Source organism: Burkholderia seminalis DSM 23518, from assembly GCF_902832885.1.
Classification (GTDB): domain Bacteria; phylum Pseudomonadota; class Gammaproteobacteria; order Burkholderiales; family Burkholderiaceae; genus Burkholderia; species Burkholderia seminalis.
Window position 1 is genome coordinate 433,888 of record NZ_CADFDK010000003.1, and the last position, 23,043, is coordinate 456,930.

20 protein-coding genes and 1 pseudogene are annotated in these 23,043 nt (G+C 69.5%); 7 read left to right on the plus strand and 14 right to left on the minus strand.

Translation table 11 applies throughout. From position 1 onward, the window contains the following. Positions 1-27 precede the first annotated feature (27 nt). Positions 28-2,925 carry an ATP-binding protein gene (locus HWX00_RS12530; RefSeq protein ID WP_175868113.1) on the minus strand — a complete coding sequence of 966 codons (2,898 nt, stop codon included), beginning with the start codon at positions 2,923-2,925 and terminating at the stop codon, positions 28-30. A 382-nt stretch (positions 2,926-3,307) separates the two neighbouring features. On the opposite strand from HWX00_RS12530, the pseudogene HWX00_RS12535 reads away from it, so the two are divergent. Further along, a pseudogene (locus tag HWX00_RS12535) lies at positions 3,308-4,226 on the plus strand (helix-turn-helix domain-containing protein). A 147-nt stretch (positions 4,227-4,373) separates the two neighbouring features. Continuing rightward, on the plus strand, positions 4,374-5,279 hold the full coding sequence (locus HWX00_RS12540) for a LysR family transcriptional regulator (RefSeq protein WP_175029199.1): 906 nt from the start codon (positions 4,374-4,376) through the stop codon (positions 5,277-5,279). Between the two features lie 23 nt (positions 5,280-5,302). Here HWX00_RS12540 and HWX00_RS12545 read toward each other — a convergent pair whose 3' ends face one another. The 5 genes from HWX00_RS12545 to HWX00_RS12565 all read right to left on the minus strand — a co-directional run bounded on the left by HWX00_RS12545 (position 5,303) and on the right by HWX00_RS12565 (position 10,281). Continuing rightward, the gene (locus HWX00_RS12545) at positions 5,303-6,760 is read right to left on the minus strand and encodes an alginate export family protein (protein ID WP_175029200.1); all 1,458 of its coding nucleotides are present in this window, start codon (positions 6,758-6,760) and stop codon (positions 5,303-5,305) included. Next, entirely contained in the window at positions 6,757-7,710 is a 954-nt protein-coding gene (locus HWX00_RS12550; protein ID WP_175029201.1) for a VOC family protein, read from the minus strand. The genes HWX00_RS12545 and HWX00_RS12550 overlap by 4 nt, the downstream gene beginning before the upstream one ends. A 65-nt stretch (positions 7,711-7,775) precedes the next feature. After that, positions 7,776-8,507, minus strand: coding sequence for a YoaK family protein (locus tag HWX00_RS12555; protein ID WP_069245800.1), 732 nt, complete (start codon positions 8,505-8,507; stop codon positions 7,776-7,778). Continuing rightward, complete coding sequence (locus HWX00_RS12560) at positions 8,489-8,725, minus strand: DUF1427 family protein (protein WP_034191750.1); 237 nt, start codon at positions 8,723-8,725, stop codon at positions 8,489-8,491. The genes HWX00_RS12555 and HWX00_RS12560 overlap by 19 nt, the downstream gene beginning before the upstream one ends. A gap of 530 nt (positions 8,726-9,255) precedes the next feature. Then, on the minus strand, positions 9,256-10,281 hold the full coding sequence (locus HWX00_RS12565; RefSeq protein WP_059560825.1) for an AraC family transcriptional regulator: 1,026 nt from the start codon (positions 10,279-10,281) through the stop codon (positions 9,256-9,258). A 352-nt stretch (positions 10,282-10,633) separates the two neighbouring features. Here HWX00_RS12565 and HWX00_RS12570 point away from each other — a divergent pair, with 352 nt between their 5' ends. From HWX00_RS12570 to HWX00_RS12590, 5 genes are all read left to right on the plus strand, one after another. Beyond that, complete coding sequence (locus HWX00_RS12570; protein ID WP_175029202.1) at positions 10,634-11,881, plus strand: dienelactone hydrolase family protein; 1,248 nt, start codon at positions 10,634-10,636, stop codon at positions 11,879-11,881. Positions 11,882-11,925: 44 nt separating this feature from the next. Further along, positions 11,926-12,714, plus strand: a complete 789-nt coding sequence (locus tag HWX00_RS12575) for an SDR family oxidoreductase (RefSeq protein WP_059560820.1) — start codon at positions 11,926-11,928, stop codon at positions 12,712-12,714. Between the two features lie 62 nt (positions 12,715-12,776). Next, the gene (locus HWX00_RS12580) at positions 12,777-14,015 is read left to right on the plus strand and encodes a styrene monooxygenase/indole monooxygenase family protein (RefSeq protein ID WP_059560817.1); all 1,239 of its coding nucleotides are present in this window, start codon (positions 12,777-12,779) and stop codon (positions 14,013-14,015) included. Between the two features lie 5 nt (positions 14,016-14,020). Beyond that, positions 14,021-14,548 (plus strand): flavin reductase family protein, encoded by a 528-nt coding sequence (locus HWX00_RS12585; protein WP_175029204.1) that lies wholly within the window; start codon positions 14,021-14,023, stop codon positions 14,546-14,548. Between the two features lie 36 nt (positions 14,549-14,584). Next, entirely contained in the window at positions 14,585-15,541 is a 957-nt protein-coding gene (locus HWX00_RS12590) for a SphA family protein (protein ID WP_124669437.1), read from the plus strand. Positions 15,542-15,804: 263 nt separating this feature from the next. Here HWX00_RS12590 and HWX00_RS12595 read toward each other — a convergent pair whose 3' ends face one another. The 8 genes from HWX00_RS12595 to HWX00_RS12630 are packed head-to-tail and all read right to left on the minus strand — an operon-like array spanning position 15,805 to position 23,033. Continuing rightward, the gene (locus HWX00_RS12595; protein WP_034191755.1) at positions 15,805-16,791 is read right to left on the minus strand and encodes a type II secretion system F family protein; all 987 of its coding nucleotides are present in this window, start codon (positions 16,789-16,791) and stop codon (positions 15,805-15,807) included. Between the two features lie 36 nt (positions 16,792-16,827). Next, positions 16,828-17,805, minus strand: a complete 978-nt coding sequence (locus HWX00_RS12600) for a type II secretion system F family protein (protein ID WP_175029203.1) — start codon at positions 17,803-17,805, stop codon at positions 16,828-16,830. A gap of 33 nt (positions 17,806-17,838) precedes the next feature. After that, positions 17,839-19,206: a TadA family conjugal transfer-associated ATPase gene (locus HWX00_RS12605; RefSeq protein WP_034191757.1), complete on the minus strand. Its 1,368-nt coding sequence runs from the start codon at positions 19,204-19,206 to the stop codon at positions 17,839-17,841. Between the two features lie 18 nt (positions 19,207-19,224). Further along, positions 19,225-20,433, minus strand: coding sequence for a CpaE/TadZ family protein (locus HWX00_RS12610; protein ID WP_059560805.1), 1,209 nt, complete (start codon positions 20,431-20,433; stop codon positions 19,225-19,227). A gap of 22 nt (positions 20,434-20,455) precedes the next feature. Then, positions 20,456-20,899 (minus strand): TadE/TadG family type IV pilus assembly protein, encoded by a 444-nt coding sequence (locus HWX00_RS12615; protein ID WP_069245796.1) that lies wholly within the window; start codon positions 20,897-20,899, stop codon positions 20,456-20,458. Beyond that, positions 20,896-21,429, minus strand: coding sequence for a TadE/TadG family type IV pilus assembly protein (locus HWX00_RS12620; protein WP_059560799.1), 534 nt, complete (start codon positions 21,427-21,429; stop codon positions 20,896-20,898). The genes HWX00_RS12615 and HWX00_RS12620 overlap by 4 nt, the downstream gene beginning before the upstream one ends. Before the next feature lie 10 nt (positions 21,430-21,439). Next, positions 21,440-22,711, minus strand: coding sequence for a pilus assembly protein TadG-related protein (locus HWX00_RS12625; RefSeq protein ID WP_059560796.1), 1,272 nt, complete (start codon positions 22,709-22,711; stop codon positions 21,440-21,442). A 25-nt stretch (positions 22,712-22,736) separates the two neighbouring features. Beyond that, positions 22,737-23,033 (minus strand): hypothetical protein, encoded by a 297-nt coding sequence (locus tag HWX00_RS12630; protein ID WP_034191762.1) that lies wholly within the window; start codon positions 23,031-23,033, stop codon positions 22,737-22,739. Between the last annotated feature and the right edge of the window lie 10 nt (positions 23,034-23,043).

Sequence of the window (23,043 nt, forward strand, 5' to 3'; positions counted from 1 at the left end):
TGTCCGACCTGCCGTTCTCGCGCATCGTCATGCCACCGGCTGCGCCGCGTCGACGGCATCGCGCCGCACGCGCGCCCGGCTTGCCGCGGGCATCGCGTCCGGGCGGACGAAATTCTGCACGCGCAGCAAGCGGCGCACGTCATTCGCGCGCGAATGCGGATCGAAGTGCCGCGTGAGGCCCGCGACCAGCGTCGATGCCTGCCCGGTACGTCCGCGCTCGATCAGGTGATCGGCGAGATCGAGCGTGCTGCGCAGCGCCCACATCGCGGCGCCCTGCGCGTTCGCGGTCTGGATGGCCAGCTGCAGATGACGATGGCCGTCCGCTTCGTATGCCGCCGCGAGACTCGCGGTGGCGGTGCGCGCCTGTTCGAGCGTCGCCACGCCCCTGACGCGCAGCAGTTCGGGCACGAACAGATGTTCGCCGTGCGCGCGGCAGCGCGCGAGCGTCGCGTCGAGCCGGGTGCGCGCCTCGGCCGCGCGGCCGGTGCGCGCGAGTCCTTCCGCATGCGCGGCGGTCAACGGCGCGAGCAGGCGCCGGAAGCCGCTTGCCTCGAGGCGCCGCAACGCGGGTTCGAGCCGCGCGAGCCCCGCGCCCGGATGGCCGGTCTGAATATCGAACTGTCCCGTCAGGCATTCCGCATGGGTACGCCAGATGTCGAACCCGTGCGTGTCGGATACCGATCGCAGCGTCGCGAGATAGTCGGTCGTCGCGTCGTGGTCGCCGTAGCGCATGGCGATCGGCACGGCAGCCGTGCCGAGCACGAAGCACAGCGCCAGGGCCGACGGGCCGCGGCGCGCGCCCTCCACCGCTTGCGCGGCCAGCCGCATCGCGTGCTCGGGGTCGCCCTGCAGCCACGCGAGCCGCGTGAGCATCGTGCCGCCGAACGTCGCCATGTCGACACCCAGCGCCACCTGCGCGCACGGCGGCTCGCCCGCGCCGGCCAGTTCGGCCGTCGCGGCCTCGAGCCGCTCGCGCGCCTGCGCGTGCTCGCCGAAGTAATGCAGCGACGTCGCGACCATCGCGTTCGCCAGCAGGCACTGCGCGCGGTCGCCGCGCCGCTCGGCGGCCCGCTCGAAGCGCGTCGCGTAGCGCAGCGATTCGTGAATGTCGGACAGCGCCAGCATCGTGTGCCACAGCCCCATCAGCGCGCGCGCGTCGTACGCGTCGTCGCCGGCGCGCGCCGCGAGGTCGAGCGTCCGGTCCCACATCGCGGCGGCGGCGAGCGCGTCGCCGTCCGTGTGCAGCAGCGCGGACGCATACGCCGAGCGCAGCCGCATCTCGCCGCCCGCATCGACCGGCCCGGCCGTCCCGGCGTCGATGTCGCCGAGCATCCGTCGCGCCTGCACGGTACTTTCGCGCATCCGCGCCGGCTCGAGCAGCGCGCGCGCCAGCGCGTCCGGCCCGGCCACGTCCGGCGTGGTGCCCGCCGGCTCGCCGGCGGCCGGCGGACTCACCGCGACCGCCGCCGGCGACGCGGCCGGCACGTGGGCTTGCGCTTGCGTCTGCGCGCGTTCGTAGTGCGCGTGGCGTTCGGCGACGAGGTCGAACTCGCCCTCGTTGCGGAGTTTTTCGAGCGCATACGCGCGTGTCGATTCGGTCAGCCGGTAGCGCGCGGAAGCGCCGTGGAATTCGACCGTCACGAGCGATTTCGCGACCAGTTCTCCGAGCACGGCGATCATGTCGGCGGCCGACGAACCGGGCTCGGCCGCGACGGCGCGCGCCGCATCGAACGTGAACGGGCCGACGAAGCACCCCATGCGCCGAAACAGTGCGCGTGCCGCCGGCTCCAGCAGCACGTAGCTCCAGTCGAACGTCGCGCGCAGCGTCTGGTGACGCGGCAGCGCCGACCGCAGCCCGCCCGTCAGCAGGTTCAGGCGGTCGTCGAGGCGCGACGCGACGACCGCGAGGCCGAGCGTCGCCACCCGCGCGGCCGCCAGCTCGATCGCGAGCGGCAGCCCGTCGAGGCGCCGGCAGATGTCGGCGATCAGCCGCATGCCGGCGGCGTCGATCCGGCAATTGGGCGCGGCCGCGCGCACCCGTTCCAGAAACAGTTCGACCGCTGGGCTGCGGACGATCGCGTCGTCCGCCGCGCCGCTGTCCGGCACCGCGAGCGGGCTCACGCGCACCACGGCTTCGGCCGAAATATGCAGCGGCTCGCGGCTGGTCGCCAGCACCCGCAGCGAACCCGCGCCCGCGGTCAGCGTGTCGGCGAGATCCGCGACCACGTCGACGATATGTTCGGCGTTGTCGAGCACGAGCAGGCAGCGCGCATCGGCGAGCGCTTCGCCGATGCGCTCGACGGCGGGCGCCCGGTACGTGTCGACGCCGGGCGCGATCCCGAGCCCGGCGGCGAGCGCGGCGAGCACGTCGCCGCGCGTCGACGTGCGCGCCAGCTCGACGAACAGGACACGCTCGCGCGACCGGCTGCGGACGTCGTGCGCGACCCGCGCGGCGAGACTCGTCTTGCCGATGCCGCCGGCGCCGACGAGCGTGACGACCGCCGTCCCGTCGAGCATGTCGACGATCTGCGCGATGTCGGCCTCGCGCCCGATCAGGCGGGCCGGCAGGGACGCCGCGGCCGCCCCTGCGTCGGGTGCCGCCGCGGCGGGCGGCGGCTCGGCCGCCGGCGCGTGCGCCGCGCCCGCCACCAGCAGATAACCGCGGCCGGGGACCGTCTTGATCAGGTCGCGACTCGCGCCGAGCGCCTTGCGCAGCGTCGCCACATGCACCTGAAGGCGGTTCTCCTCCACGATCAGGCCCGGCCAGACCGCGTCCATGATGTCGTCTTTCGACACGACCGAACCGCCCGCGCGATGCAGGACCTCCAGAATGTCGAGCGCACGCGCGCCGATGCGCAGCGACGCGCCCTGGCTGCGTATGTCGCGCTGCTCGAAATCCACCGACAACGTTCCGATCTGGATCATGGCCGCCTCCGGGTACCTCGGGATGACAGCCCGGTGAACGCGGCAGCTCACCGGGCAGGAAGTCCGCGTCCGGCCCGCTGGGCGCGCCGGACGAAAAATGTCGAATTCGGGATCGAGTGTAGACACACGTGTCACGAAAATCTTGAAAGATAATGCGCTGTCCGGCGACTGCCGCCGGACCCCGTGCGGCCGGCCGCCGGCGACGCGCTATACTCCGCCGGGCCGCGTGTACAGGCGTTGCAACGGGGCGTGCAACGACCGCGTGCGGTCGCTTCGCCCCCGGGCGGCAGCGGACGTTTGTGCAAAATCATTTTTGAACGATCGCGCGCCCCTCTAAACTGGACCCGACATCTCGCGTGCCGAGTCCCTCCAGGAAAGCTTCATGCCAGAGCCCGCCCTCGCGCCGCCCGCCCCGTCGCCGGCGCCCATCCCGAAAGACACGCTCGGATGCGTGTCGAGCCTGCTGTCGAAGGATATCGAGCAGACCGTCGGCGGCCTGCGGCTGCATCGCAAGTGCATGCGCGACGCGTTCGTCGAGCGCATCGACATGCCCGCGTGCGACCGCGGCTTCCTGGTCGGCGTCTCGCTGAACGGCGGGCACTCGCGCACCATCTACAGCCGCACGGGCGCCTCCGAGCGCCGGTTCCAGCCCCATTCGATCTACATCCGCGATTTCTCGCGGAATTTCCGGGCGGACCTGCACGGCCGGTTCGACTTCCTGCTGGTCGAGCTGCCGCACACGTATCTCGCCGGCCTCGGCCCCGAGCACGACGGCAGCGCGACCGGCGGCCTGCGCTGCCGCCCGGACGCGTGCGACCCGGTGCTCGGCCACCTCGCGCTCGCGGTGGCCGAGGGCCTCGACGCGACGGGGCCGTTGAACACGCTGTTCGTCGAGCAGGTCGGGCTCGCGATCGGCACCCACGTCGTGCGCCGCTACGGCAATCTGCGCGCACGCGACCTGCAGCGCACGGGGAACCTGTCGCCGGCGAAAGTCGCGCGCGCAGGAACTCCTGATGGAAAAGGCCGATCTCGGCGTGTCGATCGAGGAAGTGGCGGCCGAGTGCGAGCTGTCGCGCGGGTATTTCATCCGCGCGTTCTCGCGCACCACCGGCCGCACGCCGCACCAGTGGCTGCTCGAACAGCGCGTGATGCGCGCGCGGGACCTGATCGAAACGTCCGACATGACGCTCGCCGACATCGCGATGGCGTGCGGTTTCTCGGACCAAAGCCATCTCAGCCGCGTCTTCGTCAGGATCGTCGGCCATCCGCCCGGCGCCTGGCGGCGCGCACGGTCGCGCTGACGGGTGAAGCCGCGCTCGCGGCGCACCGCCTGAATCGTTCTGAAATCGTCCTGAAAGCCCGGCCCGCGCGCCGGCGGGCGCGCCGCCCGGCGCTAGAATGCGCACGGCATGCAACGCGACGTTGCATCCCGCATACGAGGCGATGACATGGACAAGCTCTCCGCGCTGCGCGCGTTCGTGGAAGTGGCGGAAGCCGGCGGCTTCTCGAGCGCCGGGCGGCGCCTGTCGCTCGCGGCGTCGTCCGTCGTGCGCGCCGTGGACGCGCTCGAGGCGTCGCTCGGCACCGTGCTGCTGAACCGCACGACGCGGCAGGTGACGCTGTCCGACGCGGGAGCCGTGTACTACGCGCGCGCCCGGCGCGTGCTCGAGGAACTCGCCGAGGCCGACGCGCTCGTCGCCGATCGCGGCGACACGCCGTCCGGGCCGTTGCGCGTGTCGGTCCCGGTCGCCTACGGGCTGCGCTGCATTGCGCCGCACATCGCCGCGTTCGTCGCGGCCCACCCGAAACTCGACGTCGACCTGCAACTGACCGACGAGCGGGTCGACCTCGTCGCGAACCGGATCGACGTGGCGATCCGCCTCGGCGACGCGGCGCCGTCCGCGGACGTCGTCGCGCGGCCGCTCGGCACGTTCCGCCGCTACGTCGTCGCGAGCCGCGCCTACCTCGAGGCGCACGGCACGCCGTCGACGCCGGGCGAGCTCGTCGACCATGCGTGCCTGCGCTTTCACTTCGGCGTCGACCAGCAGACCTGGACGTTTGCCGACGCGCAGCGCACGACGCGGGTGATCGTCACCGGGCGGCTGAAATCGAATCACAGCGAGGTGCTGCGCGAGGCCGCGCTGGACGGCGCCGGCATCGCGCTGCTGCCCGACTGGCTGATCGGCGCGGATATCGAGTCGGGCCGGCTGTGCCGGCTGTTCGATCGCCACGACGTCACGCCGGGCACGGCCCGCTCGGTCGTCACCGCGCTTTACCTGCCGAACCAGCGCGGCTCGAAACGCGTGGCCGCGTTCATCGATTTCGTCGCCGCGCTGGCGCGCGAACCGCGCTGACACGCGCGGCCGCACCCGGCGCGTCACCACCCGAACTTCGCCTCCATCCCGACGTAGTCGGCATTGCGGCCGCCGAGCGCACGGATCGAGCGACCGAGCTGGAAATGCACGGCTTCCACCGCCAGCGCGACGTTCGCGTTGACGAGCCAGTCCACGCGCGCCTGCGCGTACATGCCGGTCCACGCGTCGCCGCGGCCGGCCGTGCCCGGCACCGCGGCCATGCCCTGCCCGTAGATCGCGTCGGCCGTCGTCGCGCGCCACTGGAAGCCGAGCGCCGTCAGCACCGTGACGCTGCTGGCCGGCTTGAACGTCAGCGACGGCTTCACGTGAATCAGGTTGCTGTACCCGGTATAACCGGCCAGCGTGAAGTAGTACCCGTTCGGAAACAGCGGGTTGAAGGTGCCCACGCGGCCGTCGCCGGGGTGCGTGTCGCCCGACGCGCCGTCGATCTGGATGCCGATGCGCGGCGTGCCCGCCGTCTTCGCGAACGTATAGCCGCCGAGCATGCCGAACGCCCACGCGCCGATCGTGGCCTGCCCGACGTGCCCGGTCTGCAGCATCGCCTCGGCGTCCCAGTCGAATCCGGCGGCCTTGCCCGCGTAGCGCATGTCGAACACGTCGCGCCGCTCGGTGCCGGACGCGCCGGGATAACGCGCGTTGTCGCGCGTATAGCGCGACCAGTACGCGGACAGATCGCCGGGCCCGGTGCCGTTGCGCTCGATGCGCACGCCGTCGAATCGCAGGTGCCGGTTCGACACGTCGTCGAACACTGCGTCGTCGCGGTATTGCACCGGGCGCGTCGCATAGCCGATCAGCCGCCACGGGCCGATTTCATAATCGGCCCATACCGCATCGAATGCCTGGCGCACGTTCGGGCCGTCGCGCACCGACACGAAGCGCTGCAGGTCGAACGCCATCTCCTGCCGGCCGACCCGCGCCTTGAACGTGCCGGTGCCGAACTGGCCGACGTACGCGACGAACGCCTGCTCGATATCGAGCAGGTTGCGGTCGACCGTGCCGACCGTGTCCTTGCCGAACGGACGCGCATCCGCGAACTGCACGAATGCCTGCAGATGCTCGCGATAACGCAGGTCCGCATGCACCGTCGCGCGCTCGATCACGTAGTGGTCGTCGTGCGCGGCGCCGAGGCCGAACAGCGGCGCGTTGTTCAGCTCGAAACGCTCGCGCAGGTTCGCGCCGAGCGACAGATAGGTCGACGGGTCGCCGCCGATCGGCAGGTACTTCAGCGCGTCGAACGGCTTGCGCGGCACGCACGGCGCGGCGAGTGCCGACCAGTCCTCCTGCCAGCGGTTGAACAGCACGGCCGGCCGCTTCGCGCCGCACGACGTGCCGGCGGCGTCCGTCGTCGCGGGCGCCTGAGCGCCGGACGCCGCGCCCGCGCACGTCGCGATGCCGCCGGCGAGCACGACGGACGGCAACGCGTTGCGCCACGATCGACCGATCGATCGCCGCACGCTCATTTCGACCGCGCGTGGATCTCGGCGACGTAGCCGCCCGGGAACTGCACGAGCGCCGCATCGCGGCCGTCCGACGCGAACGGCGGCACGAGCACGGTCACGCCCGCGGCCTCTGCCTGCTTCAGCGTCGCGGCGAGGTCGGCCACTTCATAGCCGGTCATCTCACGGCCGAACGGGTAAGGCAAATGGCCGTCGGTGGCGAGCACCGTCATCTTGCCGAAGCCCGATTCGATGCGGATGCGCCGGTACGTGTCGTTCGGCCGGCCGATCTCGATGCCCGGCGCGCGGCGCACGTCGGACACGATCTTGCCGTGCGAGAACGCGACGAAGTCGCGCGCGAGCTTGCTCGCGCTTTGCGGCGACACGTACACGCGGTTTTCCGGCACCGTCTGCAGCGCGTCGTAGTGCGGCGGCTCGTTGTGCCAGTACAGCTGCATGTTCACGCCGCCCGGCCAGCGGACGATCGCGTCGCGGCCGATCGGGTCGGGGAACGTGTCGACCACCACGTCCGCGCCGTGCGCGCGCGCCGACTTCATCGCGACGTCGAGATCGGTGACGAGATAACCGGTGCGCTCCGCGCAGAACGGATACGGGATCGGCGTCTTGAAGCCGAACACCGAGATCGTGCCGACCGGCGTGAGCACGAGCTGCGACATCGTCTGGCTCGGCGTGGGCGTGACCTGGAACACGCCCTGCTTCGACTTCTTGCCGCCGAAGGTCGCGACGAAGCTGTCGGTGAAGCGGTCGAAGTCCTCGGGTGCCACGCATACGTGCGTCGTGTCGTACTGCGGGCCGACCGAGGCGTTCGGCGAGCGCGCGGCGGCGGTCTGGCGCGCCGTATCGTCCAGATGGGTCTCGTCGGCGCGCGACGGCGCGGCGGCCAGCAGCGCGGCCAGCACGGCCGTCGACGCGGCCGTCATGCGCAGCACCTGGCGCAGGTTCAATGCATTCATCGGATTCTCCTTCATTGAGGGTGGCGGGCACGGCGGCACGCCGCGCCCGGATGCAGCGTTCGGCGTCAGGCCGGTTGCCCGGCGCGGCGGCCGGAGCGAAACGCGAGGAAGCCCAGCACCGCGAGCGGCAGCGCCAGCGCCCAGAACGCGGCGTACAGATAGGCGGTCGCGCCGGCGCCCGCCCCGAGCGCGAAACTCGCGACCGGCGGCAGCGTGCGGCGCAGCCGCGCACGCGCGGCTTCCCGTTCGGCGGGTGCGGCGATCGGCACGAGCCAGTCGAACGCGTCGATCACGGCCTGCGTGACGTTGCCGGTCATGACCGTGTTCGCGACGACCGCGCGTGCCGTCAGGCGCCCGTGCGCGTTCTGAACGCCCATCGCCGCGGCGCCGAGCAGCCCGCAGACGATCGTCGCCGGCGCATCGGCGTCGGCGATCGGCGACGCGATCACGCCGGCGAGCATGAATCCGCCCAGCAGCACCGCCTGCAGCGCATACAGCGAACACGCCCGCGTGCCGTGCCCGTATGCACGGATCCGGTGATCCAGCACGCGCGCCGCCACGATCCCCGCAATGAACGCCGGAAACGCGAGCAACTTGATCGCGAGCCCTTGCCCGACCCCGGCCAGGCCGGAGCCGATCAGGATGAAGTTGCCGGTGACGTGCGCGGTGAACAGGCCGAACAGCGCGACGAAGCCGAGCGTGTCGACGTAGCCGGCGATCGATGCGAGCAGTACGTCCTCGCTCCACGCGGCGCCGGGCGCGGCCGCGCCGCTCCCCGTTACTTGCCCCGGTTGCATGACGCGGGGTCCTGCGCGGGGTTGGCGGCGCTCGCGTCCTGCACCTGCGCGGCGGGCGGGCGCATCTGCGCCTGCACGAACGGGATCGCGTGCTCGCCGACGACGATGCCGAGCAGCCCCGCCAGCGCGATCAGCGGCGGCGCGGGCGACTGCACGCGCACGAGGTAGTACAGCAGGCCGACGGCGATGCCGGCCCCCATCGAGATCAGATAAGGCATGGTCCGTTCCGGTTGCGCCGCGCGGCCCGGCGCGGCCGAATGGCGCCCGGCCCGTGCGGCGGTTCGGAAGCAAGACTAGGGAACGGGGATCTGAAAGTCATGGCGGCGAACTGAATTGTTCTGAACGCGCCGCACGGGACTGCTTTCGAACCACGGATCATGCGCGCATCGCTCGCCGACCATGGCGTCGATATTCGTCAGGGGGAAAGAGGAACGAATGATGAGAACGCCGGGCTGCTTGCGGAACGGAAGCACCCGCGCCCGCGATGCCGGCGGCCTCCGCGGCGGCCGTCGACGAGTCGCATGGCGATCTGCCTGCCGGCGGTTGCCGGATGCCGCGCAACGCGCGGCCCGTCGCGGCGAAGCCCCGGCTCGACCCGAGTCAGGCCGGTGTCGGGCAGGCGCCCGCCGCGCCGACATTCCTGCGGCCGAAACGGCGTGCCGGCATCCCCTGCATCGACGCGCCGAAGAAAGGCTCGGTGACGGAACGCGAATCGACGCAACGGCGGGCGCGCGTCCCGCCGTTTTCGTCACCCCCGCACGCGCCGCATCCTGAGCGTCGCCGACGGCGATTCGCCGAACGCCCGCTTGTACTCGATCGCGAACCGCCCGAGATGCGCGAAACCCCATTTCAGCGCGATGTCCGTCACCGACGCGAGCCCCGGCGTCTCGTCGGCCAGCAGTTCCTCGCGCACATGCTGCAGCCGCAACTGCCGCACGAAGCCCATCGGCGTGATCCCGTGGCGATTCCGGAACCCGGCGAACAGCGTGCTCGGGCTGACGCCGGCGAGTTCGGCGAGCCGCTCGATCGTCAGCGGCTCGTCGAGATGCGCGCGGATGTATTCCTCGACGCGCCGCACGTAGAACGGCGCGAGCACCACCGGCACGTGCCGCGTGCCGGCGCGCGCGCTGTTCGGGTGGCCGTGCAGCAGCAGGTTGAGCAGCGTCGATTCGAGCTGCTCGAACGCGAGCGGATGACGCAGCGGATGCGCGTCGGTCGAGATCGCGCCGGCGAGGATCGGCAGCAACTGCGCGAGGCACGTCCCCTGTGACGACGACAGGCTGAACGCCGGCTCGAATTCGACCGGCGCACGCCGGTCGTCGCCGAAATGCCGCTGCGCATGACGCTCCATCACTTCGCGCTCGATGCGCAGGATCACCTGCGGACAGGCATCGCCCCACCGCATCTTCAGCGGCAGCGTCGGCGAGATCAGCGACGCGATGCCGGGCGCCGACACGAAGCGCGTCGAACCGCATTCGATCTCGGCGTCGCCGCGCAGCGGGATCTGCAACAGGAAGAAGTGTTCGAGCGGCCCGGGCTCGATGCTGACGCCGCCGCCATAATCGAGCAGGTTCAGCGACAGGTTGCCCCAGCGCGCGTGATGCATGCAGCTGTGCAGCGCACGCGATTCGCCGGTCGGCGTGAGCCGGTGCGGCTTGAACACGTCGGCGACGCGTGCGCGCACCTCGTCGACGTCGTTCGACTGCAGCATCAGGTTGTCGTGATTGAAACAGGCGGCGTCGGCCAGCCAGCCGGTTTCGGAAAATTGCGCCATCGAAGTTCTCCCGTCATGCTCGATCGCACTCGCGCCGTGCATGCGTTCCCCGGATCGGGGAATCCGCCGCACGATCCGGACAGCGCCCGGAGTATCCGGACAGTCCGGCCGTCAAGACACGCAAGTCCCGCGCAAACGACGCAAGAAGCGGACCGTCCGCGCATCGTAGAAAACTGTGCGGGGATTCCGCATCCGCACATACCCGCAGTCAGCCGCGCGCCTGCCCACGCGCGGCGGCCGGTGCAACAGGTTTCCGGAATTCGCGGATACCGGCCGAAGAAAGCGGATAGAAGCGCCCGTTTCGTCCGCCAATACTGGGCCCGTCACCGAGATGAACCGAATGGAGGGACACATGAAAGGACGTCACATCGAGATTCCGTCGCCGGACGGCGGCGCGTTTCGCGCGTACCTGAGCACGCCGGCCGGCGGCGCGGGGCCGGGCATCGTGCTGTGCCACGAGATCTTCGGCGCGAACGCGACGATGCGCGAAACCGCCGACTACTACGCGGAGGAAGGCTATACGGTGCTCGTGCCCGACCTGTTCTGGCGCCAGGCGCCGGGGCTCGAGCTCGGTTACGCGGCGGCCGATGTCGAGCGTGCGATGGCGCTGTATCGCGAATACGACGAGGACAAGGGCGTCGAGGACGTCGGCGTCGCGCTGGACGCGCTCCGGCAACGGCCGGAATGCACGGGCGAGGCCGGCGTGCTCGGCTACTGCCTCGGCGGCAAGCTCGCGTACCTCGCCGCGTGCCGGCTGCCGGGCGTGGCCGCGGCGGTCAGCTACTACGGCGTCGGCATCGAACACGCGCTGGACGAGGCCGCGGCGCTGCGCGGGCGGCTCGTGCTGCAGATCGCGGGGCAGGATCGCTTCTGTCCGCCCGACGCGCAGCAGCGCATCGCCGACGCGCTGTCCGCGCGCGACGGCGTCGAGGTCTACGTGTATCCGGGTGTCGATCACGCGTTCGCCCGCCCCGGCGGCGATCATTTCGACAAGGCCGCCGCGATCATGGCCCACCAGCGCGCGATCGCCGCGTTCCGCGCCGCGCTCGGCCCGCACTACGACCTGTCCACCCTGTGGGAAACCCATCTGAAGCACGAATTCGACACGCGCAACGTCGACGCGACGATGGCCACGATGGTCGCCGAGCCGTACGTCAACCATATCCCGACGCTGACGGGCGGCGTCGGCCACGACGAGCTGAAGCGCTTCTACACCCACCATTTCGTGCATGCGAATCCGCCCGACACGACGATCACGCCGATCTCGCGCACGATCGGCGCGAGCCAGATCGTCGACGAGCTGCTGTTCTGCTTCACGCACACGACCGAGATCGACTGGATGCTGCCGGGCGTCGCGCCGACCGGCAGGCGCGTCGAGATCCCGCTCGTCGCGATCGTCAAGTTCCGCGGCGACAAGCTGTATCACGAACACATCTACTGGGACCAAGCGAGCGTGCTCGTGCAGGTCGGCCTGCTCGAACCGGCCGGACTGCCGGTGGCCGGCGTCGAAACGGCCCGCAAGCTGCTCGACGAAACCGTGCCGTCGAACGACCTGATGCGCCGCTGGCAGGACAGCGAACCATCGGCGGGTGCGCGCTGACGCGGCCCGTCCCCCACTCACTCAACGATTCCGGGAGACACCCCATGACCGCCCTTGCAGGCAAAGTCGCGATCGTCACCGGCGGCGCCACGCTGATCGGCGCTGCGGTCGCGCAGGACCTGATCCGCGCCGGCGCGCACGTCGCGATCCTCGATCTCGATGCGCGGAACGGCGCGCGCGTGGCCGATTCGCTCGGCGAGCAGGCGCTGTTCGTCGCGCTCGACATCACCGACGACCGCGCGATCGCGCATGCGGTATCGGCCATCGTCGAACGGTTCGGCGCGATCGACGTGCTCGTCAACCTCGCATGTAGCTACGTCGACAACGGCATCCAGGCGACCCGCAACGACTGGCTGGCCGCGATGGACGTCAACGTCGTGTCGGCCGCGATGCTGGCGAAGGCCGTCCATCCGCACATGGCCCGGCGCGGCGGCGGCGCGATCGTGAACTTCAGCTCGATCTCGGCGCAGTGCGCGCAGACGGGCCGCTGGCTGTATCCGACCTCCAAGGCGGCGATCCGCCAGCTCACGCGCAGCATGGCGATGGATCTCGCGCCCGACCGCATTCGCGTCAACTCGGTGTCGCCGGGGTGGACGTGGTCGCGCGTGATGGACGAGATGACGCACGGCGACCGCGCGAAGACCGACCGCGTCGCCGCGCCGTTCCACCTGCTCGGCCGCGTCGGCGATCCGTCCGAGGTCGCGCAGGTCGTCACGTTCCTGTGCAGCGACGCGGCGAGCTTCGTCACTGGCGCCGACTACGCGGTGGACGGCGGCTACGCCGCGATGGGCCCCGAACAGGCGGTGCCGGCCATTCCACGCCTGGCGGAGTGACCACGCGTCGCCACCGCTTCCCGCAACCTTCCGGCCGTCACCCGGCCAACCAAGGACATTCCATGAGACGCATCGCTATCGTCGGCGCCGGCCAGTCCGGCCTGCAACTCGCTTTCGCCCTGCTCGACCAGGGCTATCACGTCACGCTCTCGACCAACCGCGACGCCGAGCAGATCCGCACGGGCAAGGTCATGTCGAGCCAGTGCATGTTCCACACGTCGCTGCAGATCGAGCGCGACCTCGGTCTGAATGCATGGGAGGAAGCCTGCCCGGCCGTCGAAGGCATCGGCATCGCGGTGCCGCATCCGGACGGCAACGGCCGCAAGGCGATCGACTGGTCGTCGCGGCTGACGCGTTATGCGCAGTCGGTCGATCAGCGCGTGAAGATGGCCGACTGGCTCGACGGCGTCCGGCGCCGCGGCGCGGACGTGCGGATCGGCGACGTCGGTGTACCCGAGCTCGAGGCACTCGCGCGCAGCCACGATCTCGTGCTGCTCGCGGCCGGCAAGGGCGACATCGTCAACCTGCTGGGCCGCGACGACGCGCGCAGCGCGTTCGACCGCCCGCAACGCGCGCTGGCGCTCACCTACGTGAAGGGCATGGCGCCGAGCCAGCCGTATTCGCGCGTGCGCTTCAACCTGCTGCCCGGCATCGGCGAGTATTTCGTGTTTCCCGCGCTGACCACGACGGGCCCGTGCGAAATCATGGTGTTCGAAGGGATTCCGGGCGGCCCGCTCGACTGCTGGGCGGACGTGAAGACGCCCGAGCAGCATCTCGACCGGAGCCTGTCGTTCCTGCGGCAATACGTGCCGTGGGAATTCGAGCGCTGCCGCGACGTCGAGCTGACCGATCCGAACGGCACGCTGGCCGGGCGCTTCGCGCCGACGGTGCGCAAGCCGTTCTTCCGGCTGCCGTCGGGCCGCACGGTGTTCGGGATGGCCGATGCGGTGGTCGTCAACGATCCGATCACGGGCCAGGGATCGAACAACGCCGCGAAGTGCGCGCACGCGTATGCCGGCGCGATCGTCGCGCGCGGCGCCGCGCCGTTCGGCGAAGACTGGATGCAGCAGACGTTCGACGGCTACTGGGCGTACGCGCAGCATGTGGTGCGCTGGACCAACTCGCTGCTCACGCCGCCGCCGCCACACATCCTCGAACTGCTCGGCGCGGCCGGCCAGCTGCCGTCGCTCGCCAAGGCGATCGTCGACGGCTTCGACGACCCGCGCCGGTTCTCGCCGTGGTGGTTCGAGCCATCGGCCTGCGCGGCGACGATCCGCGAACACAGCGTGCGGGCGGCATGAACGACATGGAAACGATCATGACCGACCGTCCCGTCCTCGACCCGATGCAACTGCGCGCCGCGTTCGGGCAATTCCCGACCGGCGTCACCGTGATCACCACCTGCGGGCCCGACGGGCGCAAGGTGGGCCTCACCGCCAATTCGTTCTCGTCGCTGTCGCTCGATCCGCCGCTCGTGCTGTGGAGTCTTCGCAAGGTCGCGCCGAGCCGGCCGGATTTCGTCGCGGCCACCCACTTCGCGATCAACGTCCTCGCGCACGACCAGATCGACCTGTCGCGCCGCTTCGCGACACCGAGCGCCGACAAGTTCGACGGCGTGCCGCATGCCGAATCGGACAGCGGCGGCGTGCCCTGCCTCGACGGCGCGAGCGCGCGCTTCGTGTGCCGCAACGTCGGCCACTACGAAGGCGGCGATCACCTGCTCTTCATCGGCGAGATCGAGCAGTTCGACGCATTCGGCAAGGCGCCGCTCGTGTTCCATGCGGGCCAGTATCGCGCGATCGCCGATCATCCCGATCTTTTACGCACTATTTGATTAGTCATCCATAAAAATACCCAGGAGGTGGTGAACATGAAACTCGGCTCTCGCCTGCTCGTCGTCGCAGGCCTCGCGATCGCCGGCATCGCCGGCAGCGCGCCGGCCCACGCGGCCGACCTGCCGTCGGTCAACCTCGGCATGACCAGTTTCCTCGACGGCATGCCGCCGGCCGGCTCCGGCTGGTACGGCACGCAGTACCTGCAGTACTACACGGCCGGCCGCGTCAACGACAATGCGGGCAACAAGGTCGGGCTGCCGAAGCAGGACATCGACCTGTTCGCGGGGCTGAGCCAGCTCGTCTACCAGTCGCCGCTGACGTTCGCGGGCATGCACCCGGGGCTCGACGTGATCCTGCCGTGGATCGCATCCGCGCGGACCGACGACGGCATCGGCAACGTCGCGCTGAATGCGCGCGCCGGGTTCGGCGACCTGCTGATCGGCCCGTTCATCCAGTTCGACCCGGTGATGGGCGCGCAGGGCCCGCGTTTCGCGCAGCGCGTCGAGTTCCAGTTCATCGCGCCGACCGGCGCGTACGATCCGGCGCGCGCGATCAACCCGGGCAGTCATTTCTGGTCGTTCGATCCGTACTGGGCGGCCACGCTGTGGCTCACACCGAAATGGACCGTGTCGTGGCGGCTGCACTATCTGTGGAATGCGACCAACCATCGGCCGGCCGCGTCGCTCGGCCCCGACGTGACGTCGACGCGGGCCGGCCAGGCGATCCACGTGAACTTCGCGACCGAGTATGAAGTGCGTCCGGGCCTGCGACTCGGGCTCAACGGCTACTGGCTGCGCCAGACCACCGACATGCAGGCAAACGGACAGGACGTGCCCGGCACGCGGGAAGCCGTGTTCGCGATCGGGCCGGGCGCGATGTATAGCTTCTCGCCGCACGACCACCTGCTGTTCAACACGTACTTCGAGACCCATGCGCGCAACCGGCCGCAGGGGACGCGGATGGTCCTGCGCTACGTGCATCACTTCCAGTGACGTATCGCGCCCCGGCGCGTCGATGCGCGACACGCCGCTTCAATGGTTAGCAGTAGGGGGCAACCGTGAAGGCGGTGGACTACGGCTTGTTCCATGGCCGACCATGGGTCCAGGATGCGTTGACGCCGCCATGGTCGACCTGTCTCGCGGCGCCGCCTGGGGAGGGAGCCTCCATGAAGCCTGTTGCCGTGCCGGCCGACGGCGGTGTCGGGGCCGGCACGTTCATCCTGTGCAGCGCGGCCGGCGTCATGCCGGCTCGCCGCTCACTGCGCGATGCCCACGAACGTCGGCAGCAGCACGCGATAGACGTGGATCATCGCCGGCCCGAGCAGCACCAGCATCAGCGCGGGGAAGATGCAGAAGATCAGCGGAAACAGCAGCTTCAGCGCGATCTTCGCGGCCCGCTCCTCCGCGCGCATGCGCCGCCGCGTGCGCAGCATGTCCGACAGCACGCGCAGCGATTCGCTGATGCTCGTGCCGAAGCGATCGGCCTGGATCAGCATCGCGCAGAACGACTCGATGTCTTCCACGCCGGTGCGCAGCGCGAGATTGCGCAGCGCGGTTTCCTTCGTGAATCCGGAGCGCATCTCGAGCAGCAGCAGGTCGAGTTCGCTCGCGACCACCTCGCTGCTGAACCGCAGCTCCTCGCTCACCTTCATCAGCGCCGCGTCGAGCCCAAGCCCCGCTTCGACGCACACGGTCAGCAGGTCGAGCGCATCGGGGAAATCCTCGAAGATCTTCTGCTGGCGCACCTTGATCCGCTGCGACAGCACGATGTTCGGGATGTAGTAGGCGATACAGGCAAGCACCACGAGGATGGCCGACAGCAACGCGCGCTCGTCGCCGAGCGACGTCGTGATCAGCACCGGCAGCACCGCGCACGGCAGCGCGAGCGCCGCCACCGTCTTCGCGGTGAAATACAGCGCGGCCGCACCGGGGTTGCGCCAGCCGGCATTCATGAGCCGAATGCGCAGCGGCGAATTCTCCCAGCCCTCCTTCGGCACCGACAGCTTCGAGATCGGGGTGGACAGCTCGACCAGCTTCGCGACCCAGCGCGACGTCAGGTCGTCGTCGCCGCCCGTGCCTGTACCTGGGCCTGCGACGGCGCCCGCACCGGCGCCGCCGGCCTGCTGGATCCGGCGCTGCAGGTTGCGCGGCGCGAACAGCAGCATCGCGACGAGCACACCGCCGGCTACGAAGATGAACAAGCCGCCCAGCATCACGGCCTGGACCACGCTCAGGTTTTGCATGACAGCCTCGCTACGGTTCGTTATTCGGCTCGCGCGTCAGACGCGAATGCGGACGATGCGGCGAATCCAGAACAGGCCGAACGCCATCGACACCAGCATCGTGCCGACCATCCGGATCCCGGCCGGATCCTCCCAGAGCACCGACAGGAATTCGCGGTTCAGCAGCGCCATCACCGCGGCGGTACCGAACGGCAGCAGCCCGAGAATCCACGCGGACAACCGCCCTTCCGCCGACAGCACCCGCACCTTGTCGAACAGCTTGAAGCGCTCGCGGATCAGCGCGCCGATGCTGTCGAGCAGCTCGGCCAGGTTGCCGCCCGTCTCGCGCTGGATCAGCACCGCGATCACGAAATAGCGCAGGTCCTGCACCGGCACGCGCGTGGCGAGGTTCATCAGCGCGTCGTGCAGCGACACGCCGTAGTTGACCTCGTCGAACGTGACGCGGAATTCGCCGCCCATCGGATCGGGAAACTCGTCGCCGACCATCCCGAGCGTGCTCGTGAACGAGTGGCCGGAACGCAGCGCGCGCGAGATCATGTCGCAGATGTCCGGCAACTGCCGCTCGAGCTTGCGCAACCGGCGCCCGCGGCAGCGCATCACGTACATCAGCGGCAGGCAGCCGGCCAACAGCGCGACCGGCAGCGCGGCGAGCTGCATGCGCGTGGCGACGCTCGTCGTGAACCATGCGAACGCCGCGAACACGGCACTGAGCACGATCAGCTTCGGCAGCGTCCAGTCGAGGCCCGATTGCTGGATCACGAGATCGAGCGCGTGCACGCGCGGCACGCGCAGCAGCATCCGGTCGAACGGCCTCGACTCGTCGAGCATCCGCTTCTTCAGGATCGACAGCCGCTCCTGCTGCACGCTGCCGCCGGCCGACATCGCGCGAATGCGCGATTCGATCCGGCGCGCGGCGGAGCCGTGCCGCGCGTTCCACCATTGATACGCCCCTTCGATGGTCAGCACGACCGCGACGAAGGTGAGAATCACAAAACCGTAAAAGATCGTGTTCATGAAGCCTCCCCGGCAGCAAACGGCGCGCTGTGATCAGTTCGTCTCGTACCGCTGGGACGGGTCGTAAAGCGAATCCGGCAGGTTGATGCCGAACGCCTGCAGCCGCTCGACGAACTTCGGCCGCACCCCGGTCGCGCAGAAGTGGCCGCGTACCGAACCGTCGCGGTCCACGCCCGTGCGCTTGAACGTGAAAATCTCCTGCATGTTGATGATGTCGCCTTCCATCCCGGTCAGTTCCTGGATGCTGACGATCTTGCGCTTGCCGTCGGTCAGCCGCGCGGCCTGCACGACCACCGAGATCGCCGACGCGATCTGCTGGCGCATCGTCTTCGGCGGCAGCGACAGCCCCGCGACGCTGATCATGTTCTCGAGCCGCGTCAGCGCGTCGCGCGGCGTGTTCGCGTGGATCGTCGCGAGTGAACCTTCGTGGCCGGTGTTCATCGCGTTGAGCATGTCGAGCGCTTCGGCGCCGCGCACTTCGCCGAGGATGATCCGGTCGGGCCGCATCCGCAGCGCGTTGCGCACCAGCGTGCGCTGCGTGATCTCGCCCTTGCCCTCGATGTTCGGCGGGCGCGTTTCGAGCCGCAGCACGTGCGGCTGCTGGAGTTGCAGCTCGGCCGCGTCCTCGATCGTCACGATGCGCTCGTTGCGCGGAATGTAGCCGGACAGGATGTTGAGCAGCGTCGTCTTGCCGCTGCCGGTGCCGCCCGATACGAGCACGTTCACCTTCGCGCGCGACAGCGCGTCGAGCAGCTCGGCCATCGGCGGCGTCAGGCTGTGGAAGCGCACCAGATCGTCCATCTTCAGCGGATTGACCGCGAAGCGCCGGATCGACATCAGCGGCCCGTCGATCGCGGACGGCGGGATGATCGCGTTCACGCGCGAGCCGTCGGGCAGCCGCGCGTCGACCATCGGGCTCGATTCGTCGATGCGGCGCCCGACGCGCGACACGATCTTCTCGATCACCTTCATCAGGTGCGCGTCGTCGTAGAACGTCACGTCGGTCAGCTCGAGCTGGCCGCAGCGCTCGACATACACCTGGCGGTACGTGTTCACGAGGATGTCGGAGATCCCGGGGTCGCGCAGCAGCGCTTCGAGCGGGCCGAAACCGAACATTTCGTCGTACACGTCGATCGCGAGCTGCCGGCGCTCGATGTCGTTCGCGGGCAGCCGCTCCTCGTCGAGGATGCGCGCGATCAGCGCGCCGATCTCCATGCGGACCTGATCCTGCGGCATCCGCGACAGGCGTTCGAGTTCGACGCGCTCGAGCACGGTCAGGTGAATTTCGCGGCGCAGCTTCTGGTAGGCGTCGCGTACCGACGAATGAGCCGGACCGGCCGGTTCGCTGCCTGCCGACAGCGGCTGGGCCCGGTGCAAGGACATCTGTTCGCGCAATGACATGATGGTTCCCCGGAAGAATTACATGGACTTGAGCTTCGGCGTGGCCTTGCGGCCGAACAGCCGGGACATCAGCGGTTCGCTGGGCGCCACGCTGCGTCCCGCGCGCGTTTCGCCGTCGACGAGTTGTTTCGCGCAGGCCTGCAACGCGCGCGCGACCGCCGTGCCGCGCGCGAGCCGCGACACCGGATGGCCCTGGTTGATCGCTTCGAGCACGGTATCGGCGTCGTCCGGAATCGTGCAGGCGGCATGCAGGCCGAGCACTTCCTCGAGCGCCGTGCGGGTCCGGTCGCTCGCGCGCGTCGCGCGGTTCACGATCAGGCGCAACTGGTCGGTCGAGTAGCCGAGCGACACGAGGATCTCCAGCAGCCGGCGGCCGGCGCGCACGTGCGGCATCGCGGGCTGCAGCACGATCTGGATCTGGTCGCTGCGATCCAGCGCGACCATCGACAACGGATTGATGCCGACCCCGACGTCGAAGATCACGAAGTCGTAGCGCGGCGCGGCGACGCCGAGGATCCATTCGAGTGCATCCTCGCGCATCTCGGCGGCCTTGACCGGGTCGCCGGCGCCCGCGAGCACGTGAAAGTTCTCCGTCACGTGCGCGACGCTCGCGTCGAGAAACGCGCTGTCGAGCCGCTCGATCTGCGCGCATAGCTGCGGCAGCGTCGACGGCGGGGTTTCGTCGCTGACGAGGAAAGCCGCATCGGCGAACTGCTGGTTCAGGTCGATCAGCAGCACGCGGCGCTTGAAGCCCTCGGCGATCTCGAACGCGACGTTGCTGGCCGCGAAGCTCGTGCCGGCCCCGCCCTTGCACGACATGAACGACACGATCCGCGTATCGTCGCTGTCGCACCGCGTGCTTTGCGCGGCGGCGCGTTCGAGCGCGTTGCCGAGCGCCTGAGGATCGATCGGCCATTGCAGCACGTCGCGCGCGCCGGCGCGCATCGCGTCGAGCAGCACGTGCGGCGACGCATCGGCCGTCACCAGGATGCAGGTCAGGTTCGCGTGCGCGCGGCAGATCCGCTCGATCGCCGCCAGCTCCGACGGATCGAGCAACGTGCCGTCGACCAGCAGGATGTCGAACGCGTCGAGCCCGTCGGTGCGATGCTCGATCTGGGACGGGCGCCCGGTCGCGCGCGTCGCGCGATAGCGTCCGCAGTCGGCCACGAGACGCGCGATCTGCGTGAGCCGCGCGGTATCGTCGGAAGCTACGAGGATGTTGATCATGTCGTGTGCCTCGTGTGTTCGATCAGTTGCAGGCGGCGCCGCCCGTCGAGGAGGTCAGGCTCTCGCGCGGCAGCGTCGTCGTGAACGGCGGCATCCTGACCGTGACGTTCACGAACGGGATCATGGTCTTGACGGTGACGTTCGTGACGCTGACGGTCACGAACGCGCACGAGTTCACGTCGCAGCTCGCCGGCGAGTAATTCACCGACACGTTCGCGTTCGACAGCAGCGGCATCAACGACCTCACGCGCTTCGTGACGCCGGCCGCGTTCACGTCGCACACCACCGCCGTGCGCGCGCCCAGACGCACGGCCTCGCTCGCGGTGTTCCAGTAGAACAGCACGCGGCCGAATTCGAAGATGCCGATCAGCAGCATGATCAGAACCGACGCGATGAGCCCGAACTCGACGATTGCCGAGCCGCGTTGACCGCGCCGGCGCGACGGCGGAACATGGCGCGCGTTCATGACACTTGCCTCATCACGGTGACGATGTTGTTGAAGGTGATCGACGGCAGCCACGGGTACGCGGGAATCGGCCGGTAACGGTAGCCCTTGATCTTCACTTCGACGACGTTGATCGCGCCCGTCGCCGTCCCGCTTGCCGCGTTGTTGTTCGAGTCGTAGGTCGGCAGGTTCGCGAACTGCGCCGGATCGGACGCGTCGCCGCAGCCGGTCGTGCGCTGCGCGTCGCAGATGGTCACCATCGACGTCGTGAGCCCCGGCACCAGCTCGGTGCCCGACGAACCGCACGTCGTGCTGCCGTAGACGACGAGGCACTGCGCCTGCGACACCGGATACGCGCTGTCGGTCGGCAGCCAGACCGACAGGTAGCGCGCCGCGTCGCGCGTCGCCTTGGTCAGCGTCTCGTACTGGTAGATCGCGCGGCCGAACTCGGCCACGCCGGTCGCGAGCATGACCATCGGCATCAGCACGAGCGCGAACTCGACGGCAACGACGCCACGGGTACGCGAACGGCGCAACGGGAGCTTGTTCATGATCGCCTCGCTATTGAACGAGCATCGGAACCTGGGTACCCGATGCGCTGCCGCTGCCGGGCAATCCGTGCGTCGCGCACGGATTGTTGCCGGACACCGACGAACCGAGGTATTCGAGGTGCGCCACGACCCCGCCTTTGCCGGGACTGAACGGCAGCGGGTCGAGCATCAGCACGCAATCCCATTGCGTGACGTGCACCTTGCCGCTGTTCCCCTTCAGCGTCGAGCAGTCGCCTTCCGGTGCGAGCGCGACGCGGCGGTCGCCCCCGTAGGTCTGGTAGTTGCTCGCCGTGGCCGTGCCGTTGGTGGAAATCCCGCTTCCCGACGGCGGCGCGCCATCGCCCTGGTAGGACTTGAAATTCGTACGGTCGGTGACGAACTGCGTATAGGCGTCACCCTTGATGCCCGCCGTTCCCGGCGGCCCGTAGTTCGGCCCGACGTAGGCGTAGCCGGTGAAGTCCGGCTGGCCGCTCGAGCCGTTCGCGCCGTTCGTGTAGATCCCGAAGCGCGTATTCCACGCGCGCAGCGACGCCGACTTCAGGCCGGTGGTGCTCAGGTCGGGCGGGCTCGTGATGTTGCAGGTGTTGCCCGACAGCTCGCCCGCGAGCGTCGGCTCGTCCGTCGAGCCGTCGAGCGCCGCCCAGCCGAAGTTGCCGGGCCCGTAGGTCGACGACGAACCGGACGGCGACGAGATCCAGTCGCCGACCTTGTAGGCCGGATCGGACGGGCCGCGGCACACGAACACCGGAATCGCGCAGGTGGTCTGCCCGCCGCCGACCGTCGCGATCGCGCTCGCCGAGACTTCCGCCGCGTTCGCGAGCTTCATGCCCGGCAGCACGTTCAGCACCTCGATGAACCAGTGCGCGATGTTGCTCAGCTTGGCAGTGCATTGCACGTACTTCATGTTCGCCGGCGTCGTGACGGCGTTCTTCGTCAGGAACGGGTTGGTCAGCGAATCGCTGAACGTGACGTTCGCGTTCGTCGACATCTGCACCGCGTTGTTCTGGAAGAACACCAGATTGAGGTGGCCGGCGGCGATGCCGTCGGCCTCGGCCACCGACAGGCTGATGGCCGACGTCAGGTCACGCGCAGCCGACAGCGCGCACGCATCGGCGCTGTTCTGCAGCTCGCTGCGCGTGACGTACAGCTTGCCGAGATCCAGCGCGAGACCGACGAACCCGATCATCACCGCCAGCGCGAGACCGACGATGATCGCGACGGCACCGCGCTGGCGATGCGGGCCGCGACGCGTGACTTTCGGATGACGTGCTGCGCTGTTCATGGCGTTCTCCCTGAGCATGCCGTCGTTACTGGGTGGCCTTGCCGATGCCGATCACGAACGCATTGGCGGGCGGCACGGTCTGCTTGAACGACCTGTCGTAGTTGTCGAGCGCGGCCGCGGCGGCGCTGCCGTCGACGCCCGACGCCGAGGCCGCGTGTTCGGCGGCATGCGGATCGATGATCTGGGCCTGCATCACGGTGCGGACCGAGTCGCCGAAGCGGCTGTCCCACACCGGTGTCGACGACATGCAGCCGGCAAGCGCGAACGCGAGCGGGACGGCGAGCGCCGCGCGGCGCACGAATACGAGGTAGGCGGTTTTCATGAGTGTCCCC

Excerpts from the sequence above, each read along its gene's own strand:
- HWX00_RS12530 (WP_175868113.1), bottom strand. The coding sequence starts at position 2,925 with ATGATCCAGATCGGAACGTTGTCGGTGGATTTCGAGCAGCGCGACATA.
- HWX00_RS12540 (WP_175029199.1), top strand. The coding sequence starts at position 4,374 with ATGGACAAGCTCTCCGCGCTGCGCGCGTTCGTGGAAGTGGCGGAAGCC.
- HWX00_RS12545 (WP_175029200.1), bottom strand. The coding sequence starts at position 6,760 with ATGAGCGTGCGGCGATCGATCGGTCGATCGTGGCGCAACGCGTTGCCG.
- HWX00_RS12550 (WP_175029201.1), bottom strand. The coding sequence starts at position 7,710 with ATGAATGCATTGAACCTGCGCCAGGTGCTGCGCATGACGGCCGCGTCG.
- HWX00_RS12555 (WP_069245800.1), bottom strand. The coding sequence starts at position 8,507 with ATGCAACCGGGGCAAGTAACGGGGAGCGGCGCGGCCGCGCCCGGCGCC.
- HWX00_RS12560 (WP_034191750.1), bottom strand. The coding sequence starts at position 8,725 with ATGCCTTATCTGATCTCGATGGGGGCCGGCATCGCCGTCGGCCTGCTG.
- HWX00_RS12565 (WP_059560825.1), bottom strand. The coding sequence starts at position 10,281 with ATGGCGCAATTTTCCGAAACCGGCTGGCTGGCCGACGCCGCCTGTTTC.
- HWX00_RS12570 (WP_175029202.1), top strand. The coding sequence starts at position 10,634 with ATGAAAGGACGTCACATCGAGATTCCGTCGCCGGACGGCGGCGCGTTT.
- HWX00_RS12575 (WP_059560820.1), top strand. The coding sequence starts at position 11,926 with ATGACCGCCCTTGCAGGCAAAGTCGCGATCGTCACCGGCGGCGCCACG.
- HWX00_RS12580 (WP_059560817.1), top strand. The coding sequence starts at position 12,777 with ATGAGACGCATCGCTATCGTCGGCGCCGGCCAGTCCGGCCTGCAACTC.
- HWX00_RS12585 (WP_175029204.1), top strand. The coding sequence starts at position 14,021 with ATGGAAACGATCATGACCGACCGTCCCGTCCTCGACCCGATGCAACTG.
- HWX00_RS12590 (WP_124669437.1), top strand. The coding sequence starts at position 14,585 with ATGAAACTCGGCTCTCGCCTGCTCGTCGTCGCAGGCCTCGCGATCGCC.
- HWX00_RS12595 (WP_034191755.1), bottom strand. The coding sequence starts at position 16,791 with ATGCAAAACCTGAGCGTGGTCCAGGCCGTGATGCTGGGCGGCTTGTTC.
- HWX00_RS12600 (WP_175029203.1), bottom strand. The coding sequence starts at position 17,805 with ATGAACACGATCTTTTACGGTTTTGTGATTCTCACCTTCGTCGCGGTC.
- HWX00_RS12605 (WP_034191757.1), bottom strand. The coding sequence starts at position 19,206 with ATGTCATTGCGCGAACAGATGTCCTTGCACCGGGCCCAGCCGCTGTCG.
- HWX00_RS12610 (WP_059560805.1), bottom strand. The coding sequence starts at position 20,433 with ATGATCAACATCCTCGTAGCTTCCGACGATACCGCGCGGCTCACGCAG.
- HWX00_RS12615 (WP_069245796.1), bottom strand. The coding sequence starts at position 20,899 with ATGAACGCGCGCCATGTTCCGCCGTCGCGCCGGCGCGGTCAACGCGGC.
- HWX00_RS12620 (WP_059560799.1), bottom strand. The coding sequence starts at position 21,429 with ATGAACAAGCTCCCGTTGCGCCGTTCGCGTACCCGTGGCGTCGTTGCC.
- HWX00_RS12625 (WP_059560796.1), bottom strand. The coding sequence starts at position 22,711 with ATGAACAGCGCAGCACGTCATCCGAAAGTCACGCGTCGCGGCCCGCAT.
- HWX00_RS12630 (WP_034191762.1), bottom strand. The coding sequence starts at position 23,033 with ATGAAAACCGCCTACCTCGTATTCGTGCGCCGCGCGGCGCTCGCCGTC.